This is a genomic window from Pseudomonas sp. GXM4, from assembly GCF_008923895.1.
Taxonomy (GTDB): domain Bacteria; phylum Pseudomonadota; class Gammaproteobacteria; order Pseudomonadales; family Pseudomonadaceae; genus Aquipseudomonas; species Aquipseudomonas atacamensis.
On sequence record NZ_WBRZ01000025.1, the window covers coordinates 1 to 19,788 of the forward strand.

Sequence of the window (19,788 nt, forward strand, 5' to 3'; positions counted from 1 at the left end):
CGGTGTGTCAGGCACCACTCATATTGAATGTGCCGACGTATTCGCGAGCAGGCTCGCTCCCACAAAGAGCAAGACAGATCAGCGTTTGACCAGGTGCACCGCCAGTACATCGCATGGCGCACCGTGCAGCACATCATTCGCGGTCGAGCCGAGCAGCAGTGCCAGGCCATGACGGCCGTGACTGCCGACCACGATCAGATCGCACGCTTGTTCCTTGGCAAAATGATGGATTTCCTGGCGGGGCTGGCCGTAGGTCAGATGGCAATTGGCGCCTTCGAGCTCGGGGTATTTCGATTTTAGTTTTTCAAGACGCTCCTTGGCCTGATCGAACTGCTGTTGTTGCAGTTGTGACAGGTCCATCGGCACGTCGCCACCGAAGGCCATGGCCATTGGTTCAACGATATGCACCAGCGACAACTTGGCAGCGTTGCTCACCGACAGCTCGCGGGCGCGGTGGATCACAGGGTCGCACTCTTCGGTCAGATCTACGGCGACCAGTATGTGGTGGTAGGGCATGAGGTGCTCCTCCTGAGGGTTCGATATTGGTAAGTATGGCTGGTTTCAAGCGCATTGGTTCGCAAGTGACACAATGGGCTCATCAAAAATCGGGAGTACAGATATGACGGTCTGGCTGGTGGTGTCAATCCTGCTGGTAGTTTTAAGTCCACTGGCATGGTTGCGCCCATCGCGAACGCAGAGCGGGCGCATGGCCCTGCGCATGGAGGCTCGACGCATCGGCCTGGCCATGCAGCTGGCGCCGCAGGAGTGGCCGCACTGGCTGCTGCCGGAGCCGCCGAATCCCTGCGCCCAGTACCACCGACCCCGACGTGGCAGTCAACCGGCGTGCTGGACCTATTGGCAGAAAACCCCGGGCGTGTGGGTCAATCAATGGCAAGAAGTCTGCGATGACCGGACCCTGCTCGATTATTTCGAAAAATTGCCGGGGAATGTTTTCAAGATCGAAGCGGACAAGCAGATGATCGCCTTGTACTGGGGCGAGAAGGGCGAGGCGACGGTTCTGCAGGATATCGACGCGACTCTGAAAGCACTGGCGTGATGCGCGGACTTTTCTCACTGCAACGGTGTGAAACGTCCGGCAGACGCGCGATAAAAAGCCCGACATGATTCGTCGGGCGGATTGGCCAGGCAGGCCGGTAATCTTTTTTTGCGGCAGGCGCTTCTATCGCCCCGGCAAATTTCTTCGCAGTCCCCCCAGCGTAGCCTTCTGAACAGGGCTCGGCGGAAATTAGGGCGACTTTTCTAACTATTGATTCTATGAATGGCTGAACATCGGGGCGGGTGTTGCTGCTCATCATGGTGCAGAAATGACTGCAAAGTCGCATTTCAGCCCGAATTTAGGGCGATTGACAATTGTCAGAAATTCCGTGAAGGTGACGTACCCGAATCAAACGGGCGTATGAATTGAGCGTTTGTCTTACAGACTGCTCCTACAGAATCCCGACTATCGCGTTGGCGGGTGTGCCAGGCGGACGGTGTCAGTATCGACGAGCAAAGCGTCCTTCTGAGCCATAAGCCTGCGTCCGACGTGTACTGTTCAGCTTCCATATCGTGGAGATCAGTTGATGATTTACGAAGGTAAAGCCATCACGGTTAAAGCTCTTGAAAGTGGCATCGTCGAATTGAAATTCGACCTCAAGGGTGAGTCCGTCAACAAGTTCAACCGTCTAACCCTGAACGAACTGCGTCAGGCCGTAGACACCATCAAGGCAGATGCTTCGATCAAGGGCGTGATCGTCAGCAGCGGCAAGGACGTATTCATCGTCGGCGCCGACATCACCGAATTTGTCGACAACTTCAAGCTGCCGGATGCCGAGCTGGTTGCTGGCAATCTCGAAGCCAACAAGATCTTCAGCGATTTCGAAGACCTCAACGTGCCAACCGTCGTGGCCATCAACGGCATCGCCCTCGGTGGCGGTCTGGAAATGTGCCTGGCGGCTGACTATCGCGTCATGTCCACCAAGGCCAAGATTGGTCTGCCGGAAGTCAAACTGGGCATCTACCCGGGCTTCGGCGGTACCGTACGTCTGCCGCGTCTGATCGGTGTCGACAATGCCATCGAGTGGATTGCCGCCGGCAAGGAAAACCGTCCTGAAGACGCCCTGAAAGTCAGCGCCGTCGACGCCGTGGTTGCTCCAGAGAAGCTGCAGGAAGCTGCCCTTGAGCTGATCAAGCGCGCCATCTCCGGCGAGTTCGATTACAAGGCCAAGCGTCAGCCGAAACTTGAAAAACTGAAGTTGAACGCCATTGAACAAATGATGGCTTTCGAAACCGCCAAAGGTTTCGTGGCTGGCCAGGCCGGCCCGAATTACCCGGCGCCGGTTGAAGCGATCAAGACCATCCAGAAAGCCGCGAACTTCGGTCGCGACAAGGCACTGGAAGTGGAAGCTGCAGGCTTCGTCAAACTGGCCAAGACCTCTGCTGCGCAGAGCCTGATCGGCCTGTTCCTGAACGATCAGGAACTGAAGAAAAAGGCTAAGGCCTACGACGAAATCGCCAAAGACGTGAAGCAGGCTGCCGTACTGGGCGCCGGCATCATGGGTGGCGGTATCGCCTATCAGTCGGCCTCCAAAGGCACGCCAATCCTGATGAAGGACATCAACGAGCACGGTATCGAGCAGGGTCTGGCCGAAGCCGCCAAGCTGCTGGTCGGCCGCGTTGACAAGGGTCGCATGACCGCTGCGAAGATGGCTGAAGTGCTCAACGGCATTCGTCCGACGCTGTCGTACGGCGACTTCGGTCACGTCGATCTGGTCGTCGAAGCTGTGGTCGAGAATCCGAAGGTCAAGCAAGCGGTGCTGGCTGAAGTCGAAGACAAGGTCAAAGAGGACACCATCCTCGCGTCCAACACCTCGACCATTTCCATCAGCCTGCTGGCCAAGGCCCTCAAGCGTCCGGAAAACTTCGTCGGCATGCACTTCTTCAACCCGGTGCACATGATGCCGCTGGTGGAAGTGATCCGTGGCGAGAAGTCCAGTGAACTGGCGATCGCCACCACCGTTGCCTACGCGAAGAAAATGGGCAAGAACCCGATCGTCGTCAATGACTGCCCGGGCTTTTTGGTCAACCGCGTGCTGTTCCCGTACTTCGGCGGTTTCGCCAAGCTGGTCAGCGCCGGTGTCGACTTCGTCCGTATCGACAAGGTCATGGAAAAATTCGGCTGGCCGATGGGCCCTGCGTACCTGATGGACGTGGTCGGCATTGACACCGGTCACCACGGTCGTGACGTGATGGCTGAAGGTTTCCCGGATCGCATGAAGGATGACCGTCGTTCGGCCATCGACGTGCTGTACGAAGCCAAGCGCCTGGGCCAGAAGAACGGCAAGGGCTTCTACGCCTACGAGGCCGACAAGAAAGGCAAGCAGAAGAAAGTCGCCGATCCGTCGGTACTCGAAGTGCTCAAGCCGATCGTTTACGAGCAGCGCGAAGTCACTGACGAAGACATCATCAACTGGATGATGATCCCGCTGTGCCTGGAAACCGTGCGTTGCCTGGAAGACGGCATCGTTGAAACCGCCGCCGAAGCCGACATGGGTCTGGTTTACGGTATCGGTTTCCCTCCATTCCGTGGCGGTGCGCTGCGCTACATCGATTCGATCGGTGTTGCCGAGTTCGTTGCCCTGGCTGACCAGTACGCTGATTTGGGCGCGCTGTACCACCCGACCGCGAAGCTGCGCGAAATGGCCAAGAACGGCCAGAGCTTCTTCGGTTAAGCGCCCCCAACTAGAGTGAGAGTGAACTTATGAGCTTGAATCCTAGAGACGTCGTGATTGTCGACTTCGGTCGTACTCCGATGGGCCGCTCCAAGGGCGGCATGCACCGCAACACCCGCGCTGAAGACATGTCGGCGCACCTGATCAGCAAACTGCTGGAACGCAACAGCAAGGTCGACCCGGCGGAAGTCGAGGACGTGATCTGGGGCTGCGTCAACCAGACCCTGGAGCAGGGCTGGAACATCGCGCGCATGGCGTCGCTGATGACCCAGATCCCGCACACTTCTGCTGGCCAGACCGTCAGTCGCCTGTGCGGTTCGTCGATGAGCGCGCTGCACACCGCTGCGCAAGCGATCATGACCGGCAACGGTGACGTGTTCGTGGTCGGCGGCGTCGAGCACATGGGTCACGTGAGCATGATGCACGGTGTCGATCCGAACCCGCACATGTCGCTGTACGCGGCGAAAGCCTCGGGCATGATGGGCCTGACCGCTGAAATGCTTGGCAAGATGCACGGCATCACTCGTGAGCAGCAGGATGCCTTTGGCGTGCGTTCCCACCAGTTGGCCCACAAGGCGACCGTGGAAGGCAAGTTCAAGGACGAAATCATCCCGATGCAGGGTTACGACGAAAACGGTTTCCTGAAACTGTACGACTACGACGAAACCATTCGTCCGGAAACCACCCTGGAAAGTCTGGCGGCGCTCAAGCCGGCATTCAATCCGAAGGGCGGCACCGTGACTGCCGGTACTTCGTCGCAGATCACTGACGGTGCTTCGTGCATGATCGTGATGTCGGCGCAGCGTGCCCAGGACCTGGGTATCCAGCCGATGGCGGTGATCCGTTCGATGGCAGTAGCGGGTGTGGACCCGGCGATCATGGGCTATGGTCCAGTGCCGGCGACACAAAAAGCCCTGAAGCGTGCGGGCCTTGGCATCAACGATATCGACTTCTTCGAGCTCAACGAAGCTTTCGCCGCACAGGCCTTGCCAGTGCTGAAAGATCTGAAAGTGCTCGACAAGATGAACGAGAAGGTTAACCTGCACGGCGGCGCGATCGCCCTGGGTCACCCGTTCGGTTGCTCCGGTGCACGTATTTCCGGCACCCTGTTGAACGTGATGAAGCAGAATAGCGGCACCTTCGGGGTGGCCACTATGTGCATTGGTCTCGGCCAAGGCATCTCCACCGTCTTCGAACGCGTTTAAGCGTCTCGTCGATGGAAGCCGGGGCCCAGTGCCCCGGTTTTTGTTTTTGGGTTTTTTATTTATTTTTGAAAAGATTTCAGTGAGGGCCGAAGCATGCCGATACAACCTGGGCTCTACCAACATTACAAAGGTCCGCAATACCGTGTATTCAGTGTTGCGCGGCATTCCGAAACCGAAGAAGAAGTGGTCTTTTACCAAGCCCTGTATGGCGATTACGGCTTTTGGGTGCGCCCGTTGAGCATGTTCGTCGAGTCGGTCGAGGTTGACGGCGAGCAGGTGCCGCGCTTTGCTTTGGTGCAAGCCGAACCGAGCCTTTTTGACAAGGTTTGAGGCGACTGCGCAGACAACCCTGCGCTTGACCTCACCTTGTATCAACTATATATAGCGGTGCCGCGTCAGGCGCCAACCGCCTTTCACTTCTAGAATTCAGGAATTTTCTGATCCATGGGCAAATCGCTGGTCATTGTGGAATCCCCGGCTAAGGCCAAGACCATCAACAAGTATCTGGGTAACCAATACGTGGTGAAGTCGAGTATCGGCCATATCCGAGACCTGCCCACCAGCGGTTCGGCTAGCGCCAGCAAAGAGCCAGCCGCCAAGCGCGGCAAGGCTGCTGCGGGCGAAGGTCCGGTGCTCTCGCCGAAAGAGAAAGCGCGCAAGCAGCTGGTCTCGCGCATGGGCGTCGATCCCGAACACGGCTGGAAAGCCCAGTACGAGATCCTCCCGGGCAAAGAAAAGGTCATCGAAGAGCTGCGCCGGCTCGCCAAGGATGCTGACACCATCTATCTCGCAACCGACTTGGATCGCGAGGGGGAAGCCATTGCCTGGCACCTGCGCGAAGCCATCGGTGGTGATGACAGCCGTTACAAGCGTGTGGTGTTCAACGAAATCACCAAGAAGGCGATTCAGGAAGCCTTCTCCGAGCCGGGCGAGCTGGACATTGATCGTGTCAACGCCCAGCAGGCGCGTCGTTTCCTCGACCGCGTCGTCGGCTACATGGTATCGCCGCTGTTGTGGGCCAAGATCGCCCGTGGTCTGTCTGCCGGGCGCGTGCAATCGGTTGCCGTGAAACTGGTGGTCGAGCGTGAGCGCGAAATCCGTGCGTTCAATCCCGAAGAATACTGGGAAGTGCATGCCGATCTCGGTACTGCCAAAGGCTCGACCGTGCGTTTCGAAGTGGCTCGCGAAAAAGGCGAAGCCTTCAAGCCGCTGAACGAAGCCCAGGCCATGGCTGCGCTGGAGAAGCTTAAGTCTTCCAGCTACAGCATCGTCAAGCGCGAAGACAAACCGACCAGCAGCAAGCCATCGGCGCCTTTCATCACGTCGACCTTGCAGCAGGCTGCGAGCAACCGCCTCGGTTTCGGCGTGAAGAAAACCATGATGATGGCCCAGCGTCTGTACGAAGCCGGCTACATCACTTACATGCGTACCGACTCGACCAATCTCTCGGCCGACGCCGTGGCGATGGCGCGCACTTACATCGAAGACGAGTTCGGCAAGAAGTACCTGCCGGAAACGCCGAACGTCTACAGCAGCAAGGAAGGCGCGCAAGAGGCTCACGAAGCGATTCGTCCGTCCGATGCCAACACCACACCGAGCAAGCTGGCGGGTATGGAGCGTGATGCCGAGCGTCTGTACGAGCTGATCTGGCGCCAATTCCTCGCCTGCCAGATGCTGCCGGCGCAGTACCTGTCGACCACCGTCAGCGTCGGTGCTGGCGACTTCGAACTGCGCGCCAAGGGCCGTATCCTCAAGTTCGACGGTTACACCCGGGTGATGCCGCAGATTGCCAAGCCTGGCGATGATGACGTGCTGCCGGACATGGCCCAGGGCGATGTGATGAAGCTGATCAAGCTCGATCCGTCGCAGCATTTCACCAAGCCACCGGCGCGTTACTCCGAGGCCAGTCTGGTCAAGGAAATGGAAAAGCGCGGCATCGGTCGTCCTTCGACCTACGCTGCGATCATTTCAACCATTCAGGATCGCGGTTATGTGACCCTGCACAACCGTCGTTTCTACTCGGAAAAGATGGGCGACATCGTCACCGAGCGTCTGTCCGAGAGCTTCTCCAATCTCATGGACTACGGCTTCACCGCCGGCATGGAAGAGAACCTCGATGACGTGGCGCAGGGCGAGCGCGACTGGAAAAACGTGCTGGACGAGTTTTACGGCGACTTCAAGAAGAAACTCGAAGTAGCGGAAAACCCGGACAGCGGCATGCGCGCCAACCAGCCGGTCATGACTGACATTCCGTGCACCACCTGCGGTCGTCCGATGCAGATTCGTACCGCATCGACTGGCGTGTTCCTCGGCTGCTCGGGCTACAGCCTGCCGCCGAAGGAGCGCTGCAAGGCTACCGTCAACCTGGTGCCGGGCGATGAAATCGCCGCGGACGACGAGGGCGAATCGGAATCGCTGGTCCTGCGTGGCAAGCATCGCTGCCCGATCTGCAGCACGGCGATGGACGCCTACCTGCTGGACGAAAAGCGCAAGCTGCACATCTGCGGCAACAACCCGGATTGCGCCGGTTACGAAATTGAAGAAGGCAGCTATCGCATCAAGGGCTATGAAGGTCCGAGTCTGGAATGCGATAAGTGCGGCAGCGAGATGCAGCTCAAGACCGGCCGTTTCGGCAAGTTCTTCGGTTGCACCAACCCGGAGTGCAAGAACACCCGCAAGCTGCTGAAGAGCGGTGACGCGGCGCCGCCGAAGATGGATCCGGTGAAGATGCCTGAGCTGAAATGCGAAAAGGTCAACGACACCTATATCCTGCGCGATGGTGCCTCCGGTCTGTTCCTGGCTGCCAGCCAGTTCCCGAAAAACCGCGAGACCCGCGCTCCGTTGGTGATCGAGATTCTGCCGCACAAGGACGAGATTGATCCGAAGTACCACTTCCTGTGCGAGGCTCCGCAAAAGGATCCTGACGGTCTGCCAGCGGTCATCCGCTACAGCCGCAAGACCAAGGAGCAATACGTTCAGACCGAGGTCGACGGCAAGCCGACAGGCTGGAAGGCGTATTACGACGGTGGCAAGTGGACTGTTGAAGACAAGCGCAGCGCAAAGGCCAAGGCTGAGTAAGCGTTAGTCTGAACAGCGAAAAGGCCGCATGAAACCTTCGGGGTTTCATGCGGCCTTTTTGTTTTTTGCTTGCGCTGGCATTGGTTGATCCATGACACTGCCGGGCCTGTGTGAAGCAATTATTTCGTTGTGGAGGCTGCCGTCATGGCCCACGAACTCTATACCCGCACCCACCAGAAGATCTATTTCGCCGGCCTGTCACTCGAAGCTCTGGCTCGTGCTGAAGAAGGGCGGGCGATGAATACTCTGGCGCTGATCCAGGCCGGGCGTGAGTCGGCGCTGTTTCACCTCTACGGCGCACTGCTGGGCTTGTGTCATGAGATCGCTGGCTTTTATCGTCTGCCGCAGGCCAATTCGCCGAGGGCGGAGGAGTTGCTGAGGCGCGAAGTGCTGGAATCGATAGCGATCCCGGAGCTGGCGGAAATGGTCGAGCTGGCCGGTAATCCGGAAACCTGGCTGGCGAAACTGCTGGCGGCGCACGCAGCACTGTTTCAGCCACCGAGGGCGCCACGCAAGCCGAAAGGCGATGTGACGCAGCCGCTGATTCAAGCGATTAATCTTGATGAAGAAGAGGCGCCAGAAGAGCTTAGTCGAGATGAGCTGGAGAGCTGGCGGCAGAACCTCAAGGGCCTGGCCCTGCGTTTCCGGGAAGGCTTGAACGAGTGCTGAGGTAGTTTGGCGCAGTGGCAATCTGAAACATGCTGCTGGTCAAGATCCTGAGCGAAGCTCGAATGATGTCTATATAATCGCTGCCTTTCGTGGAGAACAGACCTATATGCCAACGTCCTTTCTAGAAATTGTCGAGTTACCAGACGGCCGAATCGAACTGCGCAGGGCTGAGGACGAAGGTTCTCTGGTGACGCTGGATTTCTCCGAGGATGCCAAAGCGTTCCTGCAGGGCCAGCACGTTGAAATCGCCAAAGCGATGTTGAGCGTTGGCGTGCAGATGGCGGGTCGTATGGTTGAAGGCGAGTTTGATAAGGAAGAGGGGCCGCGGGTTCTTCATTGATTCACGCTTTGGCCTTTGCTCGGTCGCTTGCGCTTCAGATCGGCTTCTCTGTCCATGGAGAAGCCCTGCGCTTCACACAGCGCGCATTACCATCAATCAACCCAAACGAATGTTCAGGCTCTGCGCTTCGCCCGTACGCGCGGCGCTGATCAGTTGTTGCCGCGAATTGGCATTCAACGGGTTTAGCCATGTCACCACGGTGTGGCTGCGACCCAGCCGCAACGCTTCGCACGCCAGTTGCTGAGCACTCTGAGTGCCGCGCGGTTGCAGCAGAAGAATGCGTTCGCGATTCAGGCCGGCATCGCGCAGCCAGGTTTGCGTCAGACTGGCGGGTGGGGCGATCAGCGTCAGCCAGCGCGCATCCTGATCCTCGCTCAATTCACGCAGGATCGGCGCTAGCAGGTTCAGGCAGTTCCCGGCCGCACCACGCAGTGATAGCTCACTGAAGGCGTCAGGTTTGGCATTCCAGTCACGCTCGACCACGTCTTTGAGGATCGGCGCAATCGGTTGCGCCAGAAACGCTTCAAACAAAGGCAGTTGTGTTTGCTGAGGTGTGTGTGGGAACTGCATGGAGCCTCCTTTAGCGGCGAATGACGCCGACACTCAAGCCTTCGATCACCAGTTCCTGATCTTTCAGGTCGACTTCGATAGGGGCGAACTCGGGGTTTTCGGCAATCAGCCAGACTTTGCTGCCTTCACGCTTAAAGCGTTTGACCGTCACTTCGTCGCCGATGCGGGCAACCACAACCTGACCGTTACGCGCTTCGCGGGTGGTGTGAACAGCCAGCAAGTCGCCGTCGAAGATGCCGATGTCCTTCATGCTCATGCCGTGCACACGCAACAGGTAGTCGGCGCGAGGATGGAAGAAGGTCGGGTTGATGTTGCAGGATTCTTCGATGTGCTGCTGGGCGAGGATCGGCGCGCCGGCAGCCACTCGGCCAATGATCGGCAGGGTGGAGTCGTCGGCCTTGGCTTCGAAGCCGGGAATACGGATGCCGCGGGAAGCGCCCGGGGTCATCTCGATCGCGCCTTTGCGGGCGAGGGCCTTGAGATGTTCTTCCGCCGCATTTGGCGATTTGAAACCCAGTTCCTGAGCGATTTCCGCACGGGTGGGCGGATAGCCGTTGTCTTCGAGGCAACGTTTGATAAAGGCCAGAATCTCGGCTTGGCGTGGCGTCAGCTTTAGCATATTGATCGCTCTGTCTTTTTATACAGTGACTGGGATTATATACAGTGAAGCGGTCTTGGCAATGGGCGTTTTTTTGCCGCCCGCCGAGCGGTCGCGCAGGGCACTTATTAATGCTGGCGCCTTGTGTGGTTAAATAGCTGACCGACCATTCCCAAAACGAACCGGCAGGCTTGACAAGGCACAGGCTGAAACGTATGTTTCAAACAAGTGTTTGTCAGGCGGAGTAGCCATGGCCCAGTCGGAAACCGTTGAACGCATTCTTGATGCTGCCGAGCAGTTGTTCGCGGAGAAAGGATTCGCTGAAACTTCATTGCGTTTGATCACCAGCAAGGCTGGCGTCAATCTGGCTGCGGTGAATTATCACTTCGGCTCGAAAAAGGCGTTGATTCAAGCTGTGTTCTCGCGCTTCCTCGGTCCGTTCTGCGTGAGCCTCGATAAAGAGCTGGAGCGCCGTCAGGCCAAGCCTGAGAACAAACCGACCCTCGAAGAGTTGCTGGAAATTCTCGTCGAGCAAGCGCTCGTCGTGCAGCCTCGCAGCGGTAATGACCTGTCGATCTTCATGCGCTTGCTCGGCCTCGCGTTCAGTCAGAGCCAGGGCCACTTGCGACGTTATCTGGAAGACATGTACGGCAAGGTGTTTCGCCGCTACATGCTGCTGGTCAATGAAGCGGCGCCACGCATTCCGCCGATCGAGCTGTTCTGGCGCGTGCACTTCATGCTCGGCGCCGCAGCGTTCAGCATGTCCGGGATCAAGGCCTTGCGCGCGATTGCCGAGACCGATTTCGGCGTGAATACCTCCATCGAACAAGTGATGCGCCTGATGGTGCCGTTCCTCGCTGCCGGCATGCGCGCCGAAACCGGCGTCACCGATACAGCCATGGCCAGCGCGCAATTGCGTCCGCGCAGCAAATCCATACCGGTCGCCGCCAAGGTTTGACCGCGCACGGGTGGGCGCGGCAGCTGGTATCCGCTAAGCTAGCCGGCCATGCCGACTCTCGTACTGAACCCGATCTGCATGAATTCTGCTGACCGTCCGGGCAATGCCCACGGTAGCGAATGCAAGCAGATCGGGTTTTTTGTTTTCAAGGAATCTCTATGACTGCTGGCCTGCAAGGCTCGTTGATGGTGGACGTCGCCGGTACCTGGCTGACGGCTGAAGATCGCCAATTGTTGCGTCAGCCCGAAGTGGGCGGCTTGATCATTTTCGCCCGCAATATCGAGCATCCACGCCAGGTGCGCGAACTGAGCGCCGCGATCCGCGCGATTCGTCCGGATCTGCTGCTGGCGGTGGATCAAGAGGGCGGGCGTGTGCAGCGCTTGCGTCAGGGTTTCGTCCGTCTGCCAGCGATGCGCGCCATCGCCGATAACCCGAATGCAGAGTATCTCGCCGAGCAATGCGGCTGGATCATGGCCACCGAAGTGCTGGCGGTCGGGCTCGATCTGAGTTTCGCCCCGGTGCTGGATCTGGACTATCAGCGCAGCGCTGTGGTCGGTACCCGTTCATTCGAAGGCGATCCCGAGCGCGCAGCCTTGCTCGCCGGTGCATTCATTCGCGGCATGAACAGCGCCGGCATGGCCGCCACCGGCAAACATTTCCCGGGCCACGGCTGGGCGGAAGCAGACTCCCATGTAGCGATCCCGAACGACGAGCGCAGTCTCGACGAGATCCGCGCCAATGATCTGGTGCCCTTCGCCAAACTCAGCAAACAACTGGCCGCCGTCATGCCGGCCCACGTCATCTATCCGCAAGTCGATGCACAGCCCGCCGGTTTCTCCCGACGCTGGCTGCAGGAGATTCTGCGCGGCGAGTTGCAGTTCGACGGCGTGATCTTCAGCGATGATCTGTCGATGGCCGGCGCCCACGTGGTCGGCGACGCTGCCAGCCGCATCGAAGCCGCGCTGAGTGCCGGTTGCGACATGGGTCTGGTGTGCAACGACCGCGGGGCAGCCGAGCTGGCGTTGAGTGCCGCCCAGCGTATGAAGGTCAAGCCTTCCGCGCGCATCGCGAAGATGCGCGGGCAGGCCTTCGCCAGCACCGATTATCGTCAGGACCCGCGTTGGCTCACCGCCCTCGGCGCGCTCAAAGACGCTCAACTGATCGATTAAGGATTTTTTCGTTATGACCGTTTACGCAATCATCGGTGGCACTGGCCTGACTCAGCTCGAAGGCCTGAGCATTCGCCAGTCGCTGGCAGTCGACACCCCGTACGGCGCGCCTTCGGCCGAGGTGCAGATTGGTGAATACGCCGGCAAGGAAGTGCTGTTCCTCGCCCGTCACGGTCACCCGCATCGTTTCCCGCCGCACAAGGTCAACTACCGCGCCAACCTGTGGGCGTTGAAGCAGGCGGGTGCCGAAGCGATCATCGCCGTTAACGCGGTGGGCGGTATTCATCCGGCCATGGGCACCGGGCATTTCTGCGTGCCGCACCAGATCGTCGACTACACCAGTGGGCGCGAGCACACCTATTTCGCCGATGATCTGGAACACGTCACCCACATCGATTTCAGCTTTCCCTACAGCGAGCCGTTGCGTCAGCAATTGATTGCAGCAGTCGCCGCCGAAGGCTGCGAATACAGCGATCAAGGCGTGTACGCCTGCACCCAGGGTCCGCGTCTGGAAACGGTCGCCGAGATCGTGCGACTGGAGCGTGACGGCTGCGACATCGTCGGCATGACCGGCATGCCGGAAGCGGCGCTGGCGCGTGAGCTGGATCTGGATTACGCCTGTCTGGCGCTGGTGGTAAATCCTGCAGCCGGCAAGACCACCGAAGTCATCACCATGGCCGAAATCGAACAGGCCCTGCACGATGGCATGGGCAAGGTGAAATCAACGTTGGCGCGAGTGCTGGCCAGCTAAGGACTGTCCATGAGCATTTTCATCGAACGGCTTAAAGGGCTGACATGGACCCACGCATTCAGTAGCAAGGCGTTGGCCAAGGGCCGCGCTTATGCCGCCGATGACCGGGTAGAGATCCTCGAGATCGATGACAGGAAGATCGAGGCGTTCTGCGTCGGTTCGCAACTTCAGGCCTATGAGCAAAGCATTTATCTGTCCGAAGATCGGCTGGGGTCGGTAAACCTGCGTTGCCTGTGCAGCTGTCCTGTTGCAATCGACTGTAAGCACAGCGCGGCGGTGATCTATCACCTGCTGGGCACGGGTGAGGATGCGTCTGACAATGATGCACAGATCCCGTTGGGGCGAGCGCTCGAGCATTGGCTTTCGACAATTCCCGTGCCGGCCAAGCCTGCTGACGAAAGTGCGCAAACCGCAGGCACGCGTCTGTTTTACAAGCTCAAATCGACGTCTGCGAACGGCAAGTGGCTGCTCGATATCTTCAAGGTCTACCAGCTCAAGAGCGGCGAGTTACGCGAGGTCAAACCGATGTACTCGCTCGCGGAAATGCTCATGCGCCAGCCGGGCTACCTGTCCGAACTGGATCTGCGCATCGCCCGGCTGTTGGTCGCCATGCATTCCCATCACGCCTATTACAGCGGCTATCCGCTGGAAGGCAGCAGTGGCGCCGAACTGCTGGAAATGCTCCTGCGCACCTCGCGGCTGTTCCTCGACTTCGAAGACCTGCGAGCGCTGACACCGGGGGCGAAACGCGTCGGTCAGTTCTCTTGGGCCGAGCAGGCTGACGGCGGATTCCGCGCGCAATGGAGCAGTGCCGAAGCCGCGCAGGAAACCGTGCTGGCGCTGGAGCCGCTTTATTACCTTGATCGTGAGCAGCGCCAGGTTGGCCCGCTGTTCACTGAGCTGGAAGAAAAGCTCGCCTGCCATTTGACCCTGGCGCCAGACATTCCGGCGCGTCAGGCCATGCAGTTCAGCCATCGCATGAGCGCGGCGACCCAAATTGCGCCACCGCACAAGCTCACCGAACGGATCATCGATGACGTGCTGCCGCAGCCGCAATTGACCCTGGTCAGCGGCCGAGAACGCTCGCGCTGGGAATACGTGCTGGAACACCGCGCCGCTCTGCTGTTTACCTACAACGGTCATCCGGCGGTGGATCGCAACCCGGAGGTGATGATCCTCAGCGGCACAGAGACCCAGCGTATTCAACGCCAGCCTGCGCTGGAAAAGAAGCTACGCCAGAACCTGCAAAAACATGGCTTCAAGAAAGCCACGCGCAAGAGTGCAATGGATCGTCCTGGCGAGATGTTTACCTTGCCGGATGATTCCGCCTGGCTCGGGTTCATGCACGAAGGGCTGGCCACGCTGCGCGCCGCAGATTGGAAAATCGAGATCAGTCCCGGTTTCCATTTCGATGTACAACCGGTTGAACAGTGGTACGCCGAGGTCGAAGAAGAGGCCACGCATCAGTGGTTTGATCTGCAGTTGGGTATCGTCGTCAACGGCGAACGTTACAGCTTGCTGCCGATCCTTCTGCACCTGTTGCGGACCCAGCCGCGCTTGCTCGACCCGGTCAATCTGGCGCAGCGCAGCGATGATGAAAAAATCCTCATCGAGCTCAAGCCCAGCGGTTTTGGCGAACCGGCGGGCGCCAAAGTCGCGTTGCCGCTGAGTCGGGTCAAACCGCTGATGGCGACGCTGGGCGAGTTGTACCTGGGCGGCCATCAGGGTGATGCGCTGCGCTTGACCGCTCCAGACGCCGCGCGTCTGAGTATGCTCGATGGCGTGCCGCTGGATTGGCAGGGCGGCGAACGTCTGCGCACTTTTGCCAAGCGTCTGCAGAATTCCAGCCACGCCCAGGTTGCTGCGCCGGCCGGCCTCAACGCGCAGCTGCGTCCGTATCAGCTCGAAGGCCTGAACTGGATGCAGACCCTGCGCGAGCTGGAGGTCGGCGGCATTCTGGGCGATGACATGGGCCTGGGCAAAACCCTGCAGACCCTGGCGCATCTGCTCACGGAAAAACACGCCGGGCGTCTGGACTGTCCGGCACTGGCGGTGATGCCGACCAGCCTGATTCCCAACTGGCTCGACGAAGCCGAACGCTTCACGCCGCAGTTGAAAGTCCTGGCGCTGCACGGCACCGGGCGGCAAAAGGACTTTGCCAATCTGGGCGAATACGACTTGGTGCTGACCACTTACGCATTGCTGCCCAGGGATCTGGAAATCTTGCAGCCGCAGTCGTGGAGCGTGCTGATTCTCGACGAAGCGCAGAACATCAAGAACCCGCTGAGCAAAGCCGCCCAGGCCGCGCGTGACTTGCAGGCCCGTCAGCGCTTGTGTCTGAGCGGTACGCCGCTGGAAAACCACCTCGGTGAGCTGTGGTCACAGTTCCATTTCCTCATGCCCGGCTGGCTCGGCGACAGCAAATCCTTCAATCGCGATTACCGCACGCCGATCGAGAAGCACGGCAATGTCCAGCGCATGCAGCACCTGACCGCGCGCATCAAGCCGTTTTTGCTGCGGCGCAAGAAGGATCAGGTCGCCACCGAGTTGCCGCCGAAAACCGAGATCATCCACTGGGTCGAACTCAGCGATGGTCAGCGCGACGTCTATGAGACGGTGCGTGTGGCGATGGACAAAAAGGTCCGCGACGAAATCGCCCGCAGCGGCGTGGCGCGCAGTCAGATCATCATCCTCGATGCGCTGCTCAAGCTGCGCCAGGTCTGCTGCGATCTGCGCCTGGTCAATATGCCGCTGACGGCGAAAGCGATGCGCTCGGGCAGCGGCAAGCTGATCAGCCTGATGGAGATGCTCGAAGAATTGCTCGGTGAAGGGCGGCGCATTCTGCTGTTTTCCCAATTCACCTCGATGCTGGCGCTGATCGAGCAGGAATTGCAGCAACGCGGGCTTGGCTACTCGGTGCTGACCGGCGACACCACCGATCGGCGCACGCCGGTGAGGGATTTCCAGGGCGGCAAGGTGCCGTTGTTCCTGATCAGCCTCAAGGCCGGGGGCACTGGTCTGAACCTGACGGCGGCGGACACGGTGATTCACTTCGATCCGTGGTGGAACCCGGCAGTGGAGAATCAGGCGACTGATCGGGCGTATCGCATCGGGCAGAACAATCCGGTGTTCGTCTACAAGTTGATTGCCAAAGGTACCGTGGAGGAAAAGATCCAGGCGTTGCAGCAGGAGAAAGCGGCGCTGGCCGGGGCGGTGCTTGAGGGTGGTACGACGGGCGGATTCAAACTGGAACAGAGTGATATCGAGGCGTTGTTTGCGCCGTTGCCGGTTTCCAAGGGTTGAGCCCTGAGTGACTGCGCAATATCCGATGACCCCATCGCTGGCAAGCCAGCTCCCACAGATATCGAGTTGAATCACAATCTTCGGTACAGCTCATAACCCTGTGGGAGCTGGCTTGCCAGCGAAAGCTATCTAACCAGCGACGCCGCTTTAACGCTTATCGATCTTGTCCGGCAACGGCGCAAACAGCGCTTCAATATCATCGCTCTGCAACTTCCAGTCCCCGGCCTTGCGCCCATCGAGCACGCCCGCTGCCAGGTCAGACTTTTCCTTCTGCAGGTGCTGAATCTTCTCTTCCACTGTGCCCCGGGCAATCATCTTGTAGACGAACACCGGTTTTTCCTGGCCAATACGATACGCCCGGTCAGTCGCCTGATTCTCGGTTGCCGGGTTCCACCACGGGTCGTAGTGAATCACCGTATCGGCTTCGGTGAGGTTCAAACCGACGCCACCGGCCTTCAGGCTGATCAGAAAAATCTGACGCGTGCCGCTCTGGAATTCCTTCACCGGTGTACGCCGGTCACGGGTCTGGCCAGTAAGGAGCGCGTAAGCGATCTTGCGCTTTTTCAATTCCTCTTCGATCAATGTCAGCATCGAAGTGAATTGCGAGAACAGCAGAATCCGCCGACCTTCCTCGAACAATTCTTCAAGCATTTCCATCAGGCTGTCGAGCTTGCCCGAAGTGCTGCCGCGCGCGGGCAGGGTGGCGTCGTTGACCAGGCGCAGATCGCAGCAGACCTGGCGCAGCTTGAGCAATGCTTCGAGAATGATGATCTGGCTGCGTGCCACGCCTTTGCGAGTGATCTCGTCACGGACCTTCTTGTCCATCGCCAAGCGCATGGTTTCGTACACGTCGCGCTGCGCTTCGTTGAGTTCGACCCAATGGATGATCTCGGTTTTCGGCGGCAGTTCGGTTGCGACCTGCTCTTTGGTGCGGCGCAGCAGAAACGGTTTTATCCGACCGTTGAGGTGTTGCAGTCTGACTTCACTGCCGCGCTTTTCGATCGGCACGCGGTAATCGGCATTGAAACTTTTCACGTCGCCGAGCCAGCCCGGCAACAGGAAGTGGAACAGCGACCACAGCTCGCCCAAGTGGTTTTCCAGCGGCGTGCCGCTGAGGCACAGGCGCTGGCGCGCGTTCAGCTCGCGCGCGGCCTGGGCGGCTTTGCTGTTGGGATTCTTGATGTATTGCGCTTCGTCCAGCACCAGCACGTGCAACGGCTGTTTGGCCAGGCGCTCGAGGTCCTTGGGCAACAGGGCGTAAGTGGTGAGGATCAGGTCGAAGTCGGCCAGATTGTCGAAGTGCTTTTTTCGCGTCGCGCCGTACAGTGCGAGGACTTTCAGTTGCGGGGTGAAGTGCGCCGCCTCATCGAGCCAGTTCGGAATCAGGCTGGTCGGCATCACCACCATGCACGGACGATCGAGGCGTCCGGCGTTCTTCTCGCTGAGAATATGCGCCAAGGTCTGTAGGGTTTTGCCCAAGCCCATGTCATCCGCAAGAATCCCGCCGACCTCCAGTTGCCGCAGCGATTGCATCCAGCTCAAACCTTCGAGCTGATACGGGCGCAGCGTTGCATTCAGACCTTGCGGCGCTTCGGCCGTGAAATCGCGGATGTCGCGCAGCCGCTGGGCGAAGGTGCGGATCTGCTCGCCGCCTTCCCACAACAGCGGCAGGCCTTCCAGCGAATTGAGCCGGGTGGCGTCAGCCTTGCTCAGGCGCAGGGTGGTTTCGCCCGGCTCCTGCAAATAGAACTCGCCCAGCGTCATCAATACCGGCTTCAAGCGACCGAGCGGCAGCGCCACTTGCAACGGCCCATGCTCGTTGGTGCGTTGCGGAATGTTCACCAGAATCAGCTCGTCATCGCGACGGCGGGCGAGGCGTTCCGGGTTGAGGATCTCGGTGTGCGAGCGCATCAGATTCAGCAGAATCGGCAGCAGGCTCAGGCGCTCGCCGTTGACGATGATGCCCAGTTCCAGATCGAACCAGTCGCGCTCCGGCGCCTGTTCGACGGTGGCGTACCAGTCGTCGACGGCGGTCAGGTCGAAGCCGAATTCCTCATCGATCTGCAACTCCCAGCCTTGGCTGCGCAATTTCGGCAAGTCATTCAGCGTGAAGGTCAGCCAGGCGCTGTCGTTGACCATCTCGTAGAGTTCGCCGGCGCTTTCCGGCAGCGCTTTGCTCTGCCGGGTGGCGATGCGGAAACCGAGGATGCGCAACTGTTCGCGGTAGGACTGTTCGACATCCGGGTGGCGTTTTATCCGCAGGGTCTGGGCTTCCTGACGGATCAGGATATCGCTGTGTTTTTGCCCGCTGACGTATTCGTCCAGATAGCTGAACGACAGCGCCGCACGATGCTGAATGTAGCGCTGCATCTTGCCGTTGCGCGGCTCGAAGGCGCTGAACTCGACGCTCGCCAGCCACAGGCGCGGCACCGGTTGCACGTTGTCCACCAACACTTGCGGCGGCGCTTTCGGGCTGCGGTTTTCCAGCACGGCCTGGAGCTTCTCCAGCAGCTCGACATCTTTAGCGGCGGCGGGGTAGTCGAGGGTTTCCTGGATTTTCAGCAGCACCGCCGCGCAGTGTTTGCAGTTGCTGCGCACCGGGCAGGTGCAGGTGGCGTCGACCAGCAGCAGCGTCGCTTTGGCTGATTCGCGCAAATGAATGGTCTGCCGGTAAACGCTGCCGCCAGAACCTTCGCAACTGGCGGTGATGGTCGCATCGCCGACCTGGGCGATGCGCACTCGATTCTCCAAAGCGTAGCGGCGGCCGCGCTCCAGACTCTGTTCTTTGAATCGGCTGACCCACGACGGGGCCAGCGGTTTGCTCAGGGGCGGCGGCATAAGGACTTCGATCAGTCCGGCACGACTTCAGGCGCTTCGCGAGGCGCTGGCGCGGTCAGGGAAGTGATCTTGATCAGCAGGGCCAGGTGGCCGTTGTCGAGGTAATTGAGCTGGCCGTTCTTGGTGTGGCTGTCCTGACGCAGGCGCTCACTGGCAGTGACCAGGCCATTGGCGTCGATCTGATTGACCCAGAAATCGGCGGTCACGTCGGTGAAGCGGCCGAGTTTCATTTCCAGCGTGCCCTCGATCGGGAACTGGCCGAACTGCTCCTGACCTTCGCTCACTGCGACTTTCGCCGGCGCTTCGCCGAGGCTCTGCTGCCAGGCTTTGTGCATCAGCACGGTGTACTCGCCGCTGGCGGTGAGTTTGTTCACTACATCATTCAGCGCCGGGGTGCGCTGGCTGTCGCTGCCCAGACGCTGGGCGCCTGCGGCCCAGTCTTCCGGGGCGGCGCGGCTGACGATGGCCGGGACGGCATTCTGGCGCACCAGGATCATTTCGACCTGATACGTGTCATCGGCAAACGCCGTCGGTGCTGCAAGTGCAAGCAACAAAGTCAGAGAGCGGAACAGGCGCAT

The 19,788-nt window shown here is 59.5% G+C and carries 16 protein-coding genes; 11 read left to right on the top strand and 5 right to left on the bottom strand.

The features are described from left to right. Positions 1-78: 78 nt before the first annotated feature. Positions 79-516: a universal stress protein gene (locus F8N49_RS06045; RefSeq protein ID WP_016775498.1), complete on the bottom strand. Its 438-nt coding sequence runs from the start codon at positions 514-516 to the stop codon at positions 79-81. Between the two features lie 103 nt (positions 517-619). Between F8N49_RS06045 and F8N49_RS06050 the strand changes: the two genes are divergently transcribed. The 7 genes from F8N49_RS06050 (at position 620) to F8N49_RS06080 (ending at position 9,023) form a co-directional block, all read left to right on the top strand. Then, positions 620-1,057, top strand: a complete 438-nt coding sequence (locus tag F8N49_RS06050) for a hypothetical protein (protein WP_071173062.1) — start codon at positions 620-622, stop codon at positions 1,055-1,057. Between the two features lie 526 nt (positions 1,058-1,583). After that, positions 1,584-3,731 (top strand): fatty acid oxidation complex subunit alpha FadB, encoded by a 2,148-nt coding sequence (gene fadB, locus F8N49_RS06055; RefSeq protein ID WP_110646754.1) that lies wholly within the window; start codon positions 1,584-1,586, stop codon positions 3,729-3,731. Positions 3,732-3,760: 29 nt separating this feature from the next. Then, positions 3,761-4,936 carry an acetyl-CoA C-acyltransferase FadA gene (gene fadA, locus F8N49_RS06060; RefSeq protein WP_016775495.1) on the top strand — a complete coding sequence of 392 codons (1,176 nt, stop codon included), beginning with the start codon at positions 3,761-3,763 and terminating at the stop codon, positions 4,934-4,936. 93 nt (positions 4,937-5,029) lie between these two features. Next, positions 5,030-5,266, top strand: coding sequence for a DUF1653 domain-containing protein (locus F8N49_RS06065; RefSeq protein ID WP_024013639.1), 237 nt, complete (start codon positions 5,030-5,032; stop codon positions 5,264-5,266). 114 nt (positions 5,267-5,380) lie between these two features. Next, complete coding sequence (gene topA, locus F8N49_RS06070) at positions 5,381-8,014, top strand: type I DNA topoisomerase (RefSeq protein WP_016775493.1); 2,634 nt, start codon at positions 5,381-5,383, stop codon at positions 8,012-8,014. Positions 8,015-8,158: 144 nt separating this feature from the next. Next, positions 8,159-8,683 carry a DUF6586 family protein gene (locus F8N49_RS06075; RefSeq protein WP_151551000.1) on the top strand — a complete coding sequence of 175 codons (525 nt, stop codon included), beginning with the start codon at positions 8,159-8,161 and terminating at the stop codon, positions 8,681-8,683. A gap of 106 nt (positions 8,684-8,789) precedes the next feature. Further along, positions 8,790-9,023, top strand: a complete 234-nt coding sequence (locus tag F8N49_RS06080) for a hypothetical protein (protein WP_003226592.1) — start codon at positions 8,790-8,792, stop codon at positions 9,021-9,023. A gap of 96 nt (positions 9,024-9,119) precedes the next feature. Here the strand turns inward: F8N49_RS06080 and sulA are convergent, their stop codons facing one another. Further along, positions 9,120-9,593, bottom strand: coding sequence for an SOS-induced cell division inhibitor SulA (sulA, locus tag F8N49_RS06085; protein ID WP_041477346.1), 474 nt, complete (start codon positions 9,591-9,593; stop codon positions 9,120-9,122). 10 nt (positions 9,594-9,603) lie between these two features. Continuing rightward, positions 9,604-10,212, bottom strand: a complete 609-nt coding sequence (gene lexA / locus F8N49_RS06090) for a transcriptional repressor LexA (protein ID WP_016775490.1) — start codon at positions 10,210-10,212, stop codon at positions 9,604-9,606. A 229-nt stretch (positions 10,213-10,441) separates the two neighbouring features. Between lexA and F8N49_RS06095 the strand changes: the two genes are divergently transcribed. The 4 genes from F8N49_RS06095 (at position 10,442) to F8N49_RS06110 (ending at position 16,372) form a co-directional block, all read left to right on the top strand. Next, entirely contained in the window at positions 10,442-11,149 is a 708-nt protein-coding gene (locus tag F8N49_RS06095; protein ID WP_056791523.1) for a TetR/AcrR family transcriptional regulator, read from the top strand. A gap of 158 nt (positions 11,150-11,307) precedes the next feature. Further along, positions 11,308-12,318 (top strand): beta-N-acetylhexosaminidase, encoded by a 1,011-nt coding sequence (gene nagZ, locus F8N49_RS06100; protein WP_151551001.1) that lies wholly within the window; start codon positions 11,308-11,310, stop codon positions 12,316-12,318. A gap of 13 nt (positions 12,319-12,331) precedes the next feature. Then, complete coding sequence (locus F8N49_RS06105; protein ID WP_016775487.1) at positions 12,332-13,069, top strand: S-methyl-5'-thioinosine phosphorylase; 738 nt, start codon at positions 12,332-12,334, stop codon at positions 13,067-13,069. A 9-nt stretch (positions 13,070-13,078) separates the two neighbouring features. After that, positions 13,079-16,372, top strand: a complete 3,294-nt coding sequence (locus tag F8N49_RS06110) for a DEAD/DEAH box helicase (protein ID WP_151551002.1) — start codon at positions 13,079-13,081, stop codon at positions 16,370-16,372. Positions 16,373-16,519: 147 nt separating this feature from the next. Here the strand turns inward: F8N49_RS06110 and F8N49_RS06115 are convergent, their stop codons facing one another. Both F8N49_RS06115 and F8N49_RS06120 read right to left on the bottom strand, forming a co-directional pair. After that, positions 16,520-19,210: a DEAD/DEAH box helicase gene (locus F8N49_RS06115; RefSeq protein WP_151551003.1), complete on the bottom strand. Its 2,691-nt coding sequence runs from the start codon at positions 19,208-19,210 to the stop codon at positions 16,520-16,522. Positions 19,211-19,221: 11 nt separating this feature from the next. Continuing rightward, positions 19,222-19,788 carry a CsiV family protein gene (locus F8N49_RS06120; RefSeq protein ID WP_056791507.1) on the bottom strand — a complete coding sequence of 189 codons (567 nt, stop codon included), beginning with the start codon at positions 19,786-19,788 and terminating at the stop codon, positions 19,222-19,224.

What these genes read in the sequence shown, in the direction of transcription:
- F8N49_RS06045 (WP_016775498.1), bottom strand. Translation starts at nt 516, where the DNA reads ATGCCCTACCACCACATACTGGTCGCCGTAGATCTGACCGAAGAGTGC.
- F8N49_RS06050 (WP_071173062.1), top strand. Translation starts at nt 620, where the DNA reads ATGACGGTCTGGCTGGTGGTGTCAATCCTGCTGGTAGTTTTAAGTCCA.
- fadB (WP_110646754.1), top strand. Translation starts at nt 1,584, where the DNA reads ATGATTTACGAAGGTAAAGCCATCACGGTTAAAGCTCTTGAAAGTGGC.
- fadA (WP_016775495.1), top strand. Translation starts at nt 3,761, where the DNA reads ATGAGCTTGAATCCTAGAGACGTCGTGATTGTCGACTTCGGTCGTACT.
- F8N49_RS06065 (WP_024013639.1), top strand. Translation starts at nt 5,030, where the DNA reads ATGCCGATACAACCTGGGCTCTACCAACATTACAAAGGTCCGCAATAC.
- topA (WP_016775493.1), top strand. Translation starts at nt 5,381, where the DNA reads ATGGGCAAATCGCTGGTCATTGTGGAATCCCCGGCTAAGGCCAAGACC.
- F8N49_RS06075 (WP_151551000.1), top strand. Translation starts at nt 8,159, where the DNA reads ATGGCCCACGAACTCTATACCCGCACCCACCAGAAGATCTATTTCGCC.
- F8N49_RS06080 (WP_003226592.1), top strand. Translation starts at nt 8,790, where the DNA reads ATGCCAACGTCCTTTCTAGAAATTGTCGAGTTACCAGACGGCCGAATC.
- sulA (WP_041477346.1), bottom strand. Translation starts at nt 9,593, where the DNA reads ATGCAGTTCCCACACACACCTCAGCAAACACAACTGCCTTTGTTTGAA.
- lexA (WP_016775490.1), bottom strand. Translation starts at nt 10,212, where the DNA reads ATGCTAAAGCTGACGCCACGCCAAGCCGAGATTCTGGCCTTTATCAAA.
- F8N49_RS06095 (WP_056791523.1), top strand. Translation starts at nt 10,442, where the DNA reads ATGGCCCAGTCGGAAACCGTTGAACGCATTCTTGATGCTGCCGAGCAG.
- nagZ (WP_151551001.1), top strand. Translation starts at nt 11,308, where the DNA reads ATGACTGCTGGCCTGCAAGGCTCGTTGATGGTGGACGTCGCCGGTACC.
- F8N49_RS06105 (WP_016775487.1), top strand. Translation starts at nt 12,332, where the DNA reads ATGACCGTTTACGCAATCATCGGTGGCACTGGCCTGACTCAGCTCGAA.
- F8N49_RS06110 (WP_151551002.1), top strand. Translation starts at nt 13,079, where the DNA reads ATGAGCATTTTCATCGAACGGCTTAAAGGGCTGACATGGACCCACGCA.
- F8N49_RS06115 (WP_151551003.1), bottom strand. Translation starts at nt 19,210, where the DNA reads ATGCCGCCGCCCCTGAGCAAACCGCTGGCCCCGTCGTGGGTCAGCCGA.
- F8N49_RS06120 (WP_056791507.1), bottom strand. Translation starts at nt 19,788, where the DNA reads ATGCGCCTGTTCCGCTCTCTGACTTTGTTGCTTGCACTTGCAGCACCG.